We start from the raw sequence: 13,926 nt of genomic DNA, 5'->3' as shown, positions 1-13,926 counted from the left end.
CGAATATTTGCCCAAATGGAATTATCGAGCCGTACCCCAACCTGAGTAATTCATTAAGTTATTTATTTTTCATTCCTAATGACTAATGACTAATGACTATTGACTTCTTAAGCACTTCTCAATGCGACGATCGGGTCGAGTTTAGCAGCTTGTTTTGCGGGCACAATGCCGAAAAACAAGCCGATACTGCCCGAAACACCGACTGCAAGTGCGATCGCCACTGGGGAAACGCTAGCTTGCAAGGGAGTAAAAGCAGCTACTAAAAGCACGCCGCCGATACCGAATCCAGTGCCGATCGCCCCGCCTGCCGCCGACAAAATCACAGACTCTATCATAAACTGAATCAGGATATCTTGCTGAGAAGCTCCGATCGCCTTTCTCAATCCAATCTCCTTCGTGCGTTCAGTAACCGAAACCAGCATGATATTCATAATCCCGATGCCGCCGACAAACAGCGAAATTGCCGCCACGAAAGCCAACATCAACGTCAAAGCACCAGTAATACTGCCCAAAGTATTCATTAAATCTTTCTGGTTGCGAACCGTAAAATCATCTTCTTTAGTAATTTTGTGCCGCAACCTGAGCAAATTTTCTATTTGAAATTGGGCCGCTTGCATCATACTTTCATCTTTGATAGCAACCGAAATAAATGTTACTTTTGTACCGTAGGGAGACGAGCGACCAACAATTCTGTTAGCCATTGTTGTCAGCGGCAAATAAACATTCATATCTTGATTGTCGCCAAAACTTGAGCCTTTCGCCTGCATGACACCAATCACTTGAAAAGTCGAGTTTTTGATGCGAATGTATTGACCAATTGGCTGTGTATTGCCAAACAATTGTTCTGCTGCTTCCGATCCTAAAGCCACCACATTTTCTTGTCTTTCTAAATCTAATTTGTTTAAAAATCGACCTTGGGCAACATCAAAGCTTCTGACTGTCAGAAACTCTGGGGTAGTTCCGACAATGGAAGATGAGACATTTTTGTTGCGGTAGGTAACGAGTTGACTGTCATTGAGAGTTGGTGCGACTTCTTCGACAGAAGGAACTTGAGATGCGATCGCCTCTGCATCTTCCACGACTAAAGTCTGGGGCGGAATCACCGGGCGGCTTTGTGCTTCAGGACTTCCGGGAATAATAAATAGCAAGTTTGAACCCAGAGAGTTAACTTGTCCCTCGATAAATGTTTGAGCTCCTTCCCCAATACCGATCATAGAAATTACCGAAGCATTGCCGATGATAATTCCTAACATCGTCAAGGTGCTGCGAAGCTTGTTTGCCATCAAAGTTGTGACAGCCATTTTGACGCTTTCAACAATATCCATAATTCGATTTTAGATTTTAGATTTTAGATTTTAGATTGGGGATTATTGGATTTGAGATTGGGGATTGGGATTGGGGATTATTCGATTGGGGATTGGGGATTGGGGATTGGGAATTATTGGATTTTCGATTGGGGATTGGGGATTGGGGATTTGGGATTGGGATTATTGGTGTCAAATTAATATTTAAACCTATAATCAATCTCGCTTGTAGTCTAGTTTAGAGCCCCCTAAATCCCCCTTAATAAGGGGAGTAGGGGTTGACTTTGAATACTGTTGTCCCCCCTTCTTAAGAGGGACTTTGACTGCTCTTGTCCCCCCCTTCTTAAGGGGGGTTAGGGGGGATCTCCGGGGAAAGAAAACACCCTAGAGCGATCGAGATAAATAATGCCCCATGCCCCATGCCCCATGCCCCATGCCCCATGCCCTATTTCTGATTCTTGATAATATCCTCCAGCTTTTTACCTTGAGGAAGTTCGGTAAAAACGCGATCGCCCACTTTTGCACCCTCTAAAATCTGAATCTTGTTGCCAATAGTCGATCCAACCGTAACAGGCTTAAACTTCGGCTGTTGTTTCTCATCAGGAACCAGCACACCCGTTTGACCTTTATTAGTGACAATTGCCACCGTCGGCACAACTAAAGCATTGCTCAACTTTTCACCAACAAATCTCAAATCTACATTCATCCCCGATTGCAAGAAATCCTTGCCCGTATCAATGGCAACTCGCACTTGGAATAGCGTCACGTCCCGTTCCTTAACAGCTTCCGGCGCAATTAACTTAACGCGGCCTTTAAACACTTTATCTGGATAAGCATCAGCGACTATTTCAACTACTTGACCCGGTTTAATTTGACTGATATCAGCCTCCGGGACTTTCGCCAAAACCTCCACATCTCTAGCTAAAGCGACAATCGATGTCGAAGTTGCCGAAGTCGCTTCCGATGCCGAAGTTGCGGGAGTTACAAAAGCTCCTTGGATGGCGTATCTTTGGGTAATAATTCCAGCAAAAGGAGCGCGAACTTTCGTATCTTCTAACTGCACTTCTTGAAAGCGAACTTGAGCTTGAGCTTCGGCTAATTCAGCTTGAGCTTGAGCTATTTCTTCCGGGCGAGAACCGTTTTCTTGTGCCGCCAATTGGCTTTTTGCTTCAGCAACTGCTGCTTCGGCTTTGGCGATTTCTTCTGGACGGTTGCCGTTTTCTACTTGCGCTAATTTGCTTTTAGCTTCGGCAACTTCTGCTTCGGCTTGGGCAATTTCTTCCGATCGCGTGCCGTTTTGCAATTGCTTCAATGCTTGCTGCTCGACTTGCACAGCAGCTTGCAGTTGCTGAATTTGCGACTCCCGACTTTCTTGCAGTTGTTGCAGGCGTCTTTGAGATTCTATTAATTTAGCTTGGGCAGTGCGATTTTCTTTGATCAGTTCATCGAGTTTATCTTTAGCAAGAGCACCTTCTTCCACTAGCGGCCGATTGCGTTCTACTCGTTGAGCTGTTAGTTCGGCTTGGGCTTTACTCGAGTCAATTTGCGTTTGTGCTTGGGCAATTTCTTGTTTGACACTGCCGGTTTGAGCATCTGCTAAACGAGCTTGAGCTTGGGCTAAACGAGCTCGCGCTTGGCTGACTTCTTCTACGCGGCTGCCGGCTCGCAGTCGCTGCAAGCCTGCTTGAGTTTGCTGCAAGCGGGCTCTGGCTCCTGCCACTTCTTCCACGCGGCTGCCGGCTTGGAGTTGCGCGAGACTGGCCTCGGCTTGCTCTAAGCGCGCTCGGGCGCTGGCGATGTCTTCCGATCGATTCCCGGCTTCAATTTTGGCGAGTTTTGCTCGCACGCTAGCTTCGCGGGCTTTAGCTTGAGCGAGTTGAGCTTCTACATCGCGGCTTTCCATGCGGGCCACGATTTGTCCTGCTTCGACTTTATCGCCTTGTTCGACAAATAATTCTGCTATGCGCCCGGAACCTTTCGGGCTGAGATTCACGCGCTGTACGGGCTGCACCGTGCCACTGGACGTGATCCGCACCGTGAGGTTTTGCGCTTCCACCGGCACTGTCATAGTGGCGATCGCATCTACTTTCGGCTGCGATCGACTTTTTGCTATATATATTGTGGTCGGTACAGCTAGCAACCCGGCTGCAACCAACCCAATCGCCCACCGCTGCGGTTTGCGCGCGGGTTTCTTCGGAGACTGCTTTTGGGCGGTTTTTTTATCTGCAATTTTGGTCTCTGCGGCCTTGGTGTCTACAATCTGAGTATCTTCCACCTTGACCTGAGCAGTTTCCTTTTTAGGGCTAACGATCATACCGACTCACCTAATTTAATCTCAGGATTACCTTTAAAGGTAAAATTTTTGCTGATGCTTGGCATCGTCTTTCAGACTCATCCGATCGGGTGATTTATAAAAAGTTCCCCAACCCGCACCTGTAAACAATTATAGCTAATCTTTGCAATTTATTAAAAAATGTTAAGTTTTTTCAGCCAAAAGAGGTGGATCTAAACAAAATCGCTCCCGGCTGCTGGCAAATAAAAATATATTTTAATAAATAATATCATTTTTGGGAGATCGGGGCGTGATCCTCAGCAGCAACAAAGGCCGATCGGGCAGCGGGCGATCGACTAAACTCGGTCATTGCGGACTCGCGAACCCATCGCTGCGGGATCTGCCAGTGCGAATCTCGCAACGACACAGTATGGACACACTTATTCTCATAAACCCGGTTTCACGGGTAGCGGTGTGTAAACCCTGAATACATATTCGCCCTGTGCCCACAACAGGTTAAAATATTTTTCAAATCCGTTAAAAATGGAAAATCAAAACAATGAATCGCCCTCAAAGTGTTACAGTTTTGGCAATCTTGCAGCTAATTAGCGGCATTTTCAGTCTGCTTGACGGCTTGTTCATCTTACTTTTTGCCGGGATTTTTGGCGGCATCGGTGCGGCTGTCGGCGGGGCAAAAGTTGGCACTGTAATCGGCGGCTTCATTGCAATTTTTGCTGGAATTAGTTTTATTTTAGGCCTCCTCTCTTTACTCTTAACTTGGGGTTTGTTTCAACTCAAAAAATGGGCTTGGACGGGAACGTTAATTGTCCACATCATCGCTACCCTCGCGCAAATTGCCAAAATGTTGGGCAGCGGCGGTACAGCAGTCAATTTTTTAACTCTGGGTTTTGCAGTGGCTAGCATTTACTACCTGCAGCGGCCGGATGTTAAACAAGCATTTCGTGTCTGATTTCCTTTTCATTAACGGTACTGAATTCTCGGATCTAAAAAAGCATAGGAAATATCAACCGCCAGATTAATCAGTACAAAAGTTACAGCCACAAAGATTACTCCTCCTTGGACAATTGGGTAATCCCGCGTCAGAATACCGGTGTAAATCCAAGAACCAATTCCCGGCCACGAGAAAATCGTTTCAGTCAGAATAGCGCCGCCTAAAAGAGTGCCGAACTGCAAACCGATAGTTGTGACGATCGGCAAAAACGCATTTTTCAAAGCGTGTTTCAAAATCACCCAATATTCCGGCAATCCCTTAGCCCTTGCAGTGCGGATGTAATCTTGAGAAAGGACTTCCAGCATCGCCGAACGAGTGATGCGAGCTATAATAGCCAGAGGAATAGTTCCTAAAGTCAAAGCTGGCAGGATTAAATGGGCGATCGCATCCCGCAAAGCGGCAAAATCCCATCTCAGCAAAGAATCCAAAACATAAATACCCGTAATCGACTTAAAACCAAACCCCAAATCTACACTAATTCGCCCGCTAGGAGGCAGCCATTTCAGATAAACAGCAAACAAATAAATCAACATCAATCCCAACCAATAAACCGGCAAAGATACGCCAATTAACGAACCACTCATCGCGAGATTGTCCAGCCAGCTATTTTTCCGAACAGCAGCCAAAATACCGGCCGGAATTCCGATAACAAGTGCCACCAACATCGCCACCACAGACAGTTCAAAAGTAGCAGGCCAGCGACTTGTAATTTCATCAATTATCGGAATACCGCTAATAATACTATTTCCCAAATCCAAGCGCAGCAAACTCCATAAAAACGCCAAATATTGCAAAGGTAAAGGCTGATTTAAACCTAATCTCGCTCTCAAAATTTCCACCTGTTCGGGAGTTCCCCGTTCTCCCAAAAGCACTGTAGCTGGGTCTCCTGGTATCAAATGCAAAAATATAAATACTAGCAGAGTGATTCCGAAAAGGACGGGCAATAGTCCCAGCAAACGTTTTACAATATAATTAATCATGTTTTTAATATAGATTCTAGCGTCTCGGATTTTGCGGCTTTTTCACATATTATTATATGATTGGTAGGGGTTTTTTTATGAGCAATATTTGGCATGACTAAAAATATAGATAAACCCGCCCTTTTTTAGGGAACCACGAAGTGAAGAGGGCGGGTTTTTGAGATTGTCGGTATTAGGGCTATATTGTTGGTAAAACCCGCCCCTACACAATTAGATACAAGGAAAACCCGCCGCTTTCAAGACTTACTAACATCCTCAAAAGACTCAGACCCCAAAGGACTCGGAATCCAACCTTGAATATTCTTGCGTTTCCCTAAAAGCGGCTGCGAATGTACGATCGGCAAACGCACAGCTTCCCCATGCAAAATCTCGCTAACTTCCGCATAAATTTTCGCCCTAGCTGCTTTATCGCCACTCGCCCTCCCCTGATCCAAAAGTTCCAGAACTTTCGGATTTTTCCAATTTCCCAAATCCCCCGTGGAACCAGGCCCGAAGTGAGGATAATAAAAATTGTCTGGATCGCCATAATCTCCAGTCCAACCCATCATAAAAGATTGAAATCCGGGAGGTTTTAGCCGATCGGCTAAATAAGCAGACCAATCCTTTGTCAGCAATTTTACCCGAATCCCGATCGCGCTCAAATCCGCCGCAAATGCCTCAGCGATCGGCTTCGGCGTGGGAAAATAGGGACGGCCCACGGGCATATACCACAAATCCAAATCAAAACCGTTCGGATAACCGGCTTTCGCGAGCATTGCTTTAGCTTGCTGCGGGTTAAATTCATAATCTTTAACTCGATCGGACGCCGCCCAATTCAGCGCAGGCGGGATAAATTGCGAATCATGTTTTCCGAGTTCTCCCCAGAAAGCTTGGACTATGGCTGGCTTGTTAATGGTTTGGGCGATCGCCCGCCTGACTTCTGGTTTCGATAAAGGTTCGTAACTCGGATTTAACGCTAAATAACCGACATTAAAAGAAGGTCGCACAACAGCTTCTAAATTAGGATCTCCCTGAACTTCTTGCAGTTGATCCGGCGTTAAATCTACAGTAAAATCAAGTTGTCCTGCTCGCAACTGAGCCAGTCTCGCCGCCGGATCGTCAACAAAACGAATTACCAATTGATTGACTTTTGGCGTGCCAGTTTTCCAATAATTCGGATTTTTCTCCAAAACTATGCGATCGCCCGATCGCCATTCCTGAAACACAAAAGGCCCCGTACCCACCGCCAGCGACCCCGGAGTGCCGTATTTAGCACCCGCTTTTTTCACCGCCGCCGGACTCGCCATCCCGAAATAACCCGACCCAATCGCCGACGGAAAAGCAGCAAAAGGTCGATTCAAAACAAATTTAATTGTAGACTTATCAACAACCGCCACATCTTTTACTAAAGAATCTTTTTCTCCCTTAAACCCGCCAAAAAGATCTTTCCAAATCGGATAATTCTTGCCCGCTTCTCGAAAACCGTTAGGATTTTTCGCATCCCACCAGCGCTCCACATTAAACTTAACAGATTCCGCATCAAAATCCGTACCGTCGTGAAACTTGACCCCAGAACGCAACTTAAAAGTCCAAGTTTTACCATCTTTAGAACTTGACCATTCAGTAGCGAGACTCGGCTCAAGTTCCACAGTTCCCGGTTTGAAATCAGTCAAGCGATTGTAAATTTGGTCGATAACAATCACCGAATTGCCATCAGTAATATTTCCCGGTTCCAGATTTATCGGCGGCCCACCCGCACCGTAAACTAAAGCCCCAGCCGGAACCGCAGCAGGAGTTGTCGGAGTTGGAGAATTATTGCTAACCGTGTTTGAAGGAGTGCCGCAATTTGATAAAATTACAGCCATCCCAAAAACTAGACCTAATAAAACCAAACGCCAATATTTGAATAATTTCATCTTCATATCTCCCCTTTACTAGCAAAATGCACTCATGCAAATAATATTGAGTCCTTGAATTACCAGGCATATAACTTAACCATAGCCAGAGCAATTCCAGACTCATCAATAAAATATTAATTTGTATGGGAGTGCTGATATTCCAGAAATTATTAATACAACAAATCAGCCCTAGTAAAATATAGGGGAGGATAATTATAAGAATAGAAACCTCCCTGTTCAGAAATAGAGTATTCAACCACTAGACTTGTTGCTCCAGGTACACCTAGAGGCACAGATATAATTTGATTGTTTGGTCCGTATTTACACTCTCCAGCCCAAAGCAATTTTCCATCAACTGATATTCTTACTAAATAAGTTAAGTTGGTATCTCCCGCCGATAAATCTTGTTGACCAAACTGTAACAGTAACCCTTTTTGTGAACCATCTAGTTGAACACCAACTCGTTGTTCGTTTGTATCTCCTCTTAAGCGAAATATAGGTGAATATAGCTTGCCACGAATTAAAATAGTTCCTTTCACAAAGCTTATATAATTATCGCCCGATATTACCATCTCTTTGAGCAATAAATTAGCTTTTTTGAACCGACTCAAGTCAGAAGGAGGTGCTGTAAAGCCTTTATCGGGAAAATATCCAGGAAGTTGATTGTTGTTGTTTTCTCCTTGGCGAGAAACCTCATTGTCCAACTGAGGCGATTCAGTTGCTTGCGAACTAATGTTTGGACTTCCACTTGGAGTTGGAACAGGCTGCACCAATGACGGAGTGGGTGATAAAATCGGTGTTGGAATGAGTGATGAAGTCGGCAACGGAGTCGGTGTTGGAATGAGCGATGAAGGGGGTAGTGGAGTCGGTGTTGGAATAAGTGATGATGAAGTGGGTAAGGGAGTCGGCGCTGGAGTAGGGGGTGCATTAGGGTTGTTTAAAGCTAAATAACCTCCTTTTAGAAGCGCGAAAGTAACTCCAGATGCAATTAATGCGCCCAAAATAAACGCCCAAATAATTAGGTAGATGATTGTCTTGGTTTTTCCTGTTTGTCTATTTTCATTTTCCCTTCCGGTGTAATTTCTATCTTTTTGGCTCATTTTTTCCTCTTTTTATTCACATTTTGTACGGGCATTAATGCTCACTTTTAAACAATATAGAGATTGCTATCATCTCAATCCTACCCTTTTGTTATCTAATCCCCTGATACTCGTTGCAAGCAAAATTAGATTAGCAGGGCGTACTTTTTGCTTCTTATCTAACGGGAACTAGGCCAACGTTCAATAAACAATGCCCCTTCTTTTGCCTCTACGATTTGCGCTCTCTCCCAATCGAGCCATTGGAGAAATCCGTTGTTACGTTTGATGAAATCCTCAGTAACGTTCAAGGGAAAATTGAGCATTTCTAAACCTGTAATTCTGAGCATATTTTCTAAAGGATTGTCAAGGACATTGCTAGCATTTAGATTTTCTTGTCTCATTAATTCACATATTTTTTTCAGAGTTTCTAATTTGCGATTATCCACCCACGTTGATGATACAAAAGTTTTAGTAGCCTCATCTAGTGGCAAACTGAGATTTTCTCTCATTAAACCTCGAAAAACTTCACTTTTTACAAAGCTGCCAATGTTCTTTTTTTGAATTTTTTCACAAAGGGCTAACAGCCCCGAAAAGCTTGATGATTTAAAAAATAAGCTGGACAAAAATGTTGCTTGGTTATAAACCAGAGCATTTTCACCTGTTTTTGTAAGCTTCAATATGCCGCCTGGTGGAACTCTGATGTTTCTTACTTCTGTTGGCTCTGAGTTACCTAATGAATTTCTTGGATCTAGAAAGTCATATCCTTCTTTGGAAAGACGCCACAACCTTTCTATTGATTGCACCGCAAACTCTCCAACCCTATCGGGAATTCTTATACCTTTAATCCCTCGAATATCGATCAATTCACAATGTTGAGTACGGCTTTCAATTACCCCATCAGCGTAGCCTTTGTTGAACACCTTAAGACTATAAACCCTGGTTCCATTGCTTAATTCTTTATAGTTGATAGCGTCAATTATGAAGTTAGAGTTATAGTTGGTTAATGGTAGTTCCTGTCGATTTATAGTAACAGACCCTGGTTCAACATTATCGTTAACTTGGGTATGTACAGGTCTCCAAATTTCCGGATGGATAACTTGCTGATTCAATTTAGGCCAAACTCTAGCCAGTTGAGTAGCAGGAATCATAAAGGCCGCTTTCACTTCTGGTCGCTTCTTGTCTGCTGCTACAGCCATACCTGCTACACCCTGTAGTTCGTCATCCCACACGGGCGCACCACTGAAACCTGGCTCTAAGGCATAACCCGTCTGTTTCACATCCTCAAGCTGTACCCAACCTTTAGCATTTCGCGTGCGTAACACACCAGAGGCTGGAACACCATTGGGTTGACCTTCTGGAAAACCCAAAACTTGAAAAGGATGTCCCCATAAGTCGTCAGATGTAACCAATCGCACGCAGCGAAATCCATTGGGGGGAAGACTCTCTAATTCTAATCCCGCAATATCTTCTTCAAACTTATCACGATTCAGTGGTCGCCAGAAAACTACTCTGGCTTTGAACAGCCGTTGGGATGGCAGGAGTGGGAAGTCTAAAGTGATTTCTGCATCCGGCATCTCGACAGTTTCTCTAGGCGTCAATCCCAAGGCATAAGCTACCACATGGGCGCAGGTCAGGATATGCTTTTGAGAGACTAAGAAGCCAGCACCAACAACTTTGCTACTGTTTGAGTAAATCCTGACGATCGATGGTTCAAGTGCTACTGTCATCGTTTGACTTCCGTTGCCACTTTAGCGTAATTTCATAGTTGACTTCGGCATTGCCAGAAGCAATAACGGCCCCAAGTTCAGCACTCATTTTTATACCAAACTTAACCTCCACTTCATCTGCTGGCTCGTTCAAGCTACGCACCTTGGTCATGATTGCATTTGTTAGGGGCTTGATTTTTTCCAGTGCTGACTCGAAAGTCTGTTGCGCCTTTTGAACTATTTCATCGCGCAAACCAATGCAATCATCAATTGGGGCTGGATCTTCTACCTCCACAAAAATGGAGTCGCCACTTTCTAGAGGAAATTCAACTATGCGCTTCACACTTAACCTCGTTCTCTTGTTGGGAGGATGTAGTATATGGTATCCCTATTTTATTTTATAGACAAGACTTATGCAAATTACCTGCTCACAAACCACCTATAGTAGTACAGTGCGCGGGCGCACGCTACCAGTACAGTGCGTGCCTAAGTCCTATATATTTCTCACTTGCCCCCAATTGACCGATAATCAAAGGTTGTCCAATATCAAGCAATTCCCATGAATACAGAATTTCTCTCTTTTCTCTTTCTCTGCGCCCTCTGCGCCCTCTGCGGTTCGTTGAAAAAAATCTACTTTACTTCAAGCAATACGATGGCTATAGGCGATCGCACCCAACCCTACAAATCAAAACTCTCTTCACCAATACTTCCCAGTTCCCCGCTACCGAGAAACTCTTCCTCCTCTACTTCCTCACTCCCAGACTCGAAACTTTCCACCACAAAAGGCAAACCAGCCGCCATCAAACCCCGTTGAACCAGTTCCGGCGTTTCCTCAAACAAAACAAATAGCGGATGAACAGCCTCAGCTTCATCGCTGTAAATATGTCTGTAGCGCTGCGGCATCACCCATTCGTAACCTTTATCCAGCCAAACCTGAGACTGCCGCCAGCGGCCGAGCAACTCAGAAAACTCTTCGCCCGGACGATGAATGAAAATCAAAATTTCCACTCCAATTTTAACTTTCCATTCAGGATCGCACATCAAAATCGCCAAATCGCAGGGCAAACAAACTGCCTGTCCGGGCGATATGCTAGTGCCGCTGCTTCCGGCATACGAAACCCCGTCCCGCAAGCGGGCAATTGGCAAAGGAATTGTGATTAAACTCTCATGGGCGCGGCGGATACTCGGAATCATTTCCATGTAAAGCCGATATTTTTTCAGCAGGGCGATCGCGGCAGAAGATTCGCTGTACTCTGCTAGTAAAGTCTCGTAATGTGATTGTTTAACAGACATTTTCAAACCAAAGAATAAGTAATTACTAATTTGCTAATTGCTAATCGATCGCTTCTCGTTACTAGGAAGACCCCATTGGTGACAACTTAAGCTCAAGTTCCCCCCTTCGGAGAACTTGAGCTTGCCTCCAGGCCTTGCTGTGTAACGCGAACAGCGATTGAAGCATTTATGGCTATGGGCTACCCATGTCTGGAGAATGCTTACAGCCTTTTTATTTACAAGGTTTGAGCCATTTGCAGTCTCAAGATTAAGCCCGATACGATGCCTCTCTGTTATTTTATGCCGCTCGCCTGAACTTCATCAGAGCCAAAAAGCTAATCTGGTCTCTAAGGTGTGACTCTGGGAGCAAAATGGGAAAACGACGTACTATAAATCCAGATCATATTCGCCATCGGAATGTACCAGTTCGCCTCAACTGAAGTGATAGCAGCCAGGCAAAAATTGCTCTCTCCCCTAGTCTATTCAAGAATCGAGCGTGTCTTCAGAGCTGAGTGTGTCAATACCCCAAGCTCAAGAGCGCGATGCGGCAACCTTATAACTCATAAGATTGATCATAAGTCAACATAAAACCTAAATCTTTACAAAAATCGACTAATTTTAAAGACTTACTAAAGCACTGAGGGGTTGTACCGCTTGTGAAAACCTAGGCAAACCTAGGTAAACTCTGCGGTATAAGCTTTAAACGTTCTTTCTTAGCGCTTGCGCTTCCTCGGTATCGAGGTTGACCAAGAAACTCCAGTTAGAAACGGTATAATAATTACAACGACGTAATATTACACCGGAACGTTTGATTTTTTTATTCAGTTGGTTCCACTCGCTCCAAACGTGCTTTTCCGGGTTCACCTCGGAATAGGCGGTTAAGGAGCGAGGTATTCTTTCACTTAATTTCATGGCTCTGCGAGCAATGACCAGAGAGGCAGATTCGTCGCTAGCTAGACCATACATTTTTAGATATTTTACCAAACCGATAATACTTGAATAAGCCGGATTGACTACAATTAGCTCAATTCCGCGATTCGATAAAATAGAATTGAGTTGTTTGTAGAACTCGCTGTATGCCCAGCCTGACAGCATCCGGGCATACTTTTTACCCTTCTCTCCTAAAGATTCTTTTTTTGCTGAGAAATCAAGTTCTTCGCAAACTACAGGACATTCAAATTCCACAGCCTTTGCTGCTAATTGCAGGCAAGCATTAACGATCTGAGCCTGTTGCTTGCCATTCGGTAAGCCCATCTGCAATGGAATCTGCCCTTTGGCTTGGAGATTCCCTTCAGTATCAACATACGCCCACCCAATAGAACCAGGATTCATATCGATACCAATGCAACCGTACATCCTATTTCTAGAAACTTGATTCACCGGCTTGGGAGTAAATTGCAAGGCAATAACCCACTTTCCGTTTTTACGGTAGAAATGCCAGGTCTTAGCACCGCATTCTGGTAGTCTATTTATGTTGCGACTGAAATCACCCACCTCGGAAGATACGGCTTTCCCGAATCGTGACTCTAAGCATTTGGGGACTCTAAAAGTTATTGTGTTCCCATTCCACTGGGAAACTTGATTACCGAAAGACTCGTCCTTGGAACCGACAACGAAAATATCACTGTGAGGGACGAAGACTTTGATTGGCTTGAGTCTTAAGTGTTCGAGCCTATTCGTTAACCGGGTCAGTCTCCGCTTTTTATGGTGTATTTGAAAGCGTAAGCTCTGCCAATTGGTAGATTTGTATTGGAGCGAGCAAGCTATGGGGAAATTACAACCTGTCTTGGAATTCTGCCATTTTTTCTTGGCATAAAATTTACGAGCTAATGCCAACTTACGCTCGGCTTTCTTGAGCCACGCACTAATGGATTTAATCTTTCCTTCAAGAGTCTTTACGTGTAAAATTCTGTGCTCTTTAGCGCCGTCTACACGACCTTTGGCAGCACTAATTACGCCATTTGCATGGCGCTTATTGATGCCGTAGGTGTGCTGTAAGTGTGTGTTCCAATCGGATTTCTTGAAGTCTGTATTTAAAAGTAAGTGGCTGACTGTTTCAATACTTGCAGAGAAAGAAAATTGGGGCGTAAGCTTCCAAGAACATCTCGAAATCTGTAAATCCAAGTTCGTTGAGTTCATCTGCTGGCGTGGGTAAGCCTTTACAGTAAGTTAAGGTAGCCATTGATTCGACCTCTCAATGTGGTTGCATCCTAGTAGATTAATCGCTTCGCGCAGGATTTGCAAGTTTTTCAATGAGTTTCTTTTATTTCCGAAACGTCGCTGGCGAGGTCTTTTTCAAAGGTTACGCATTCTCTTTCGAGAGACATCACCAACGCTAATTAGTCTGGGCGTTGCTGAGTTAGAGTATGAATAGGAGGAATAATTTATGCAATGCCCAGAATGTAAATCAACCCATATCCGTAA

Annotated in this window: 10 protein-coding genes; 1 reads left to right on the top strand and 9 read right to left on the bottom strand. The window is 44.4% G+C overall.

Annotated elements, in window-relative coordinates; genetic code table 11:
- Positions 1 to 107 precede the first annotated feature (107 nt).
- Positions 108 to 1,325, bottom strand: a complete 1,218-nt coding sequence (locus QUB12_RS34520; RefSeq protein ID WP_333146571.1) for an ABC transporter permease — start codon at positions 1,323 to 1,325, stop codon at positions 108 to 110.
- A gap of 424 nt (positions 1,326 to 1,749) precedes the next feature.
- Positions 1,750 to 3,618, bottom strand: a complete 1,869-nt coding sequence (locus QUB12_RS34515) for an efflux RND transporter periplasmic adaptor subunit (protein ID WP_333310667.1) — start codon at positions 3,616 to 3,618, stop codon at positions 1,750 to 1,752.
- Between the two features lie 517 nt (positions 3,619 to 4,135).
- Between QUB12_RS34515 and QUB12_RS34510 the strand changes: the two genes are divergently transcribed.
- Positions 4,136 to 4,546 (top strand): hypothetical protein, encoded by a 411-nt coding sequence (locus tag QUB12_RS34510; protein ID WP_333146567.1) that lies wholly within the window; start codon positions 4,136 to 4,138, stop codon positions 4,544 to 4,546.
- An 11-nt stretch (positions 4,547 to 4,557) separates the two neighbouring features.
- Here the strand turns inward: QUB12_RS34510 and QUB12_RS34505 are convergent, their stop codons facing one another.
- The 7 genes from QUB12_RS34505 to QUB12_RS34475 all read right to left on the bottom strand — a co-directional run bounded on the left by QUB12_RS34505 (position 4,558) and on the right by QUB12_RS34475 (position 13,641).
- Positions 4,558 to 5,568 carry an ABC transporter permease gene (locus QUB12_RS34505; protein ID WP_333310665.1) on the bottom strand — a complete coding sequence of 337 codons (1,011 nt, stop codon included), beginning with the start codon at positions 5,566 to 5,568 and terminating at the stop codon, positions 4,558 to 4,560.
- A 236-nt stretch (positions 5,569 to 5,804) separates the two neighbouring features.
- Positions 5,805 to 7,463, bottom strand: coding sequence for an ABC transporter substrate-binding protein (locus QUB12_RS34500; protein ID WP_333310663.1), 1,659 nt, complete (start codon positions 7,461 to 7,463; stop codon positions 5,805 to 5,807).
- 152 nt (positions 7,464 to 7,615) lie between these two features.
- Positions 7,616 to 8,545 carry a hypothetical protein gene (locus tag QUB12_RS34495; RefSeq protein ID WP_333310661.1) on the bottom strand — a complete coding sequence of 310 codons (930 nt, stop codon included), beginning with the start codon at positions 8,543 to 8,545 and terminating at the stop codon, positions 7,616 to 7,618.
- 158 nt (positions 8,546 to 8,703) lie between these two features.
- Entirely contained in the window at positions 8,704 to 10,251 is a 1,548-nt protein-coding gene (locus QUB12_RS34490) for a serine protease (RefSeq protein WP_333310660.1), read from the bottom strand.
- Positions 10,235 to 10,573, bottom strand: coding sequence for a CU044_2847 family protein (locus tag QUB12_RS34485; RefSeq protein WP_293133152.1), 339 nt, complete (start codon positions 10,571 to 10,573; stop codon positions 10,235 to 10,237). The genes QUB12_RS34490 and QUB12_RS34485 overlap by 17 nt, the downstream gene beginning before the upstream one ends.
- A 335-nt stretch (positions 10,574 to 10,908) precedes the next feature.
- Positions 10,909 to 11,523, bottom strand: coding sequence for a hypothetical protein (locus tag QUB12_RS34480; protein WP_333310657.1), 615 nt, complete (start codon positions 11,521 to 11,523; stop codon positions 10,909 to 10,911).
- Between the two features lie 678 nt (positions 11,524 to 12,201).
- On the bottom strand, positions 12,202 to 13,641 hold the full coding sequence (locus QUB12_RS34475) for an IS200/IS605 family accessory protein TnpB-related protein (protein WP_333310655.1): 1,440 nt from the start codon (positions 13,639 to 13,641) through the stop codon (positions 12,202 to 12,204).
- Positions 13,642 to 13,926 lie beyond the last annotated feature (285 nt).

Source organism: Microcoleus sp. B7-D4 (assembly GCF_036705125.1).
Taxonomy (GTDB): domain Bacteria; phylum Cyanobacteriota; class Cyanobacteriia; order Cyanobacteriales; family Microcoleaceae; genus Microcoleus.
Note: the sequence above shows the minus strand (reverse complement) of the source record. Positions and strands in the feature narration are given on the sequence as shown.

Coding starts and splice junctions, on each gene's coding strand:
- QUB12_RS34520 (WP_333146571.1), bottom strand. CDS start 1,325: ATGGATATTGTTGAAAGCGTCAAAATGGCTGTCACAACTTTGATGGCA.
- QUB12_RS34515 (WP_333310667.1), bottom strand. CDS start 3,618: ATGATCGTTAGCCCTAAAAAGGAAACTGCTCAGGTCAAGGTGGAAGAT.
- QUB12_RS34510 (WP_333146567.1), top strand. CDS start 4,136: ATGAATCGCCCTCAAAGTGTTACAGTTTTGGCAATCTTGCAGCTAATT.
- QUB12_RS34505 (WP_333310665.1), bottom strand. CDS start 5,568: ATGATTAATTATATTGTAAAACGTTTGCTGGGACTATTGCCCGTCCTT.
- QUB12_RS34500 (WP_333310663.1), bottom strand. CDS start 7,463: ATGAAATTATTCAAATATTGGCGTTTGGTTTTATTAGGTCTAGTTTTT.
- QUB12_RS34495 (WP_333310661.1), bottom strand. CDS start 8,545: ATGAGCCAAAAAGATAGAAATTACACCGGAAGGGAAAATGAAAATAGA.
- QUB12_RS34490 (WP_333310660.1), bottom strand. CDS start 10,251: ATGACAGTAGCACTTGAACCATCGATCGTCAGGATTTACTCAAACAGT.
- QUB12_RS34480 (WP_333310657.1), bottom strand. CDS start 11,523: ATGTCTGTTAAACAATCACATTACGAGACTTTACTAGCAGAGTACAGC.
- QUB12_RS34475 (WP_333310655.1), bottom strand. CDS start 13,641: ATGAACTCAACGAACTTGGATTTACAGATTTCGAGATGTTCTTGGAAG.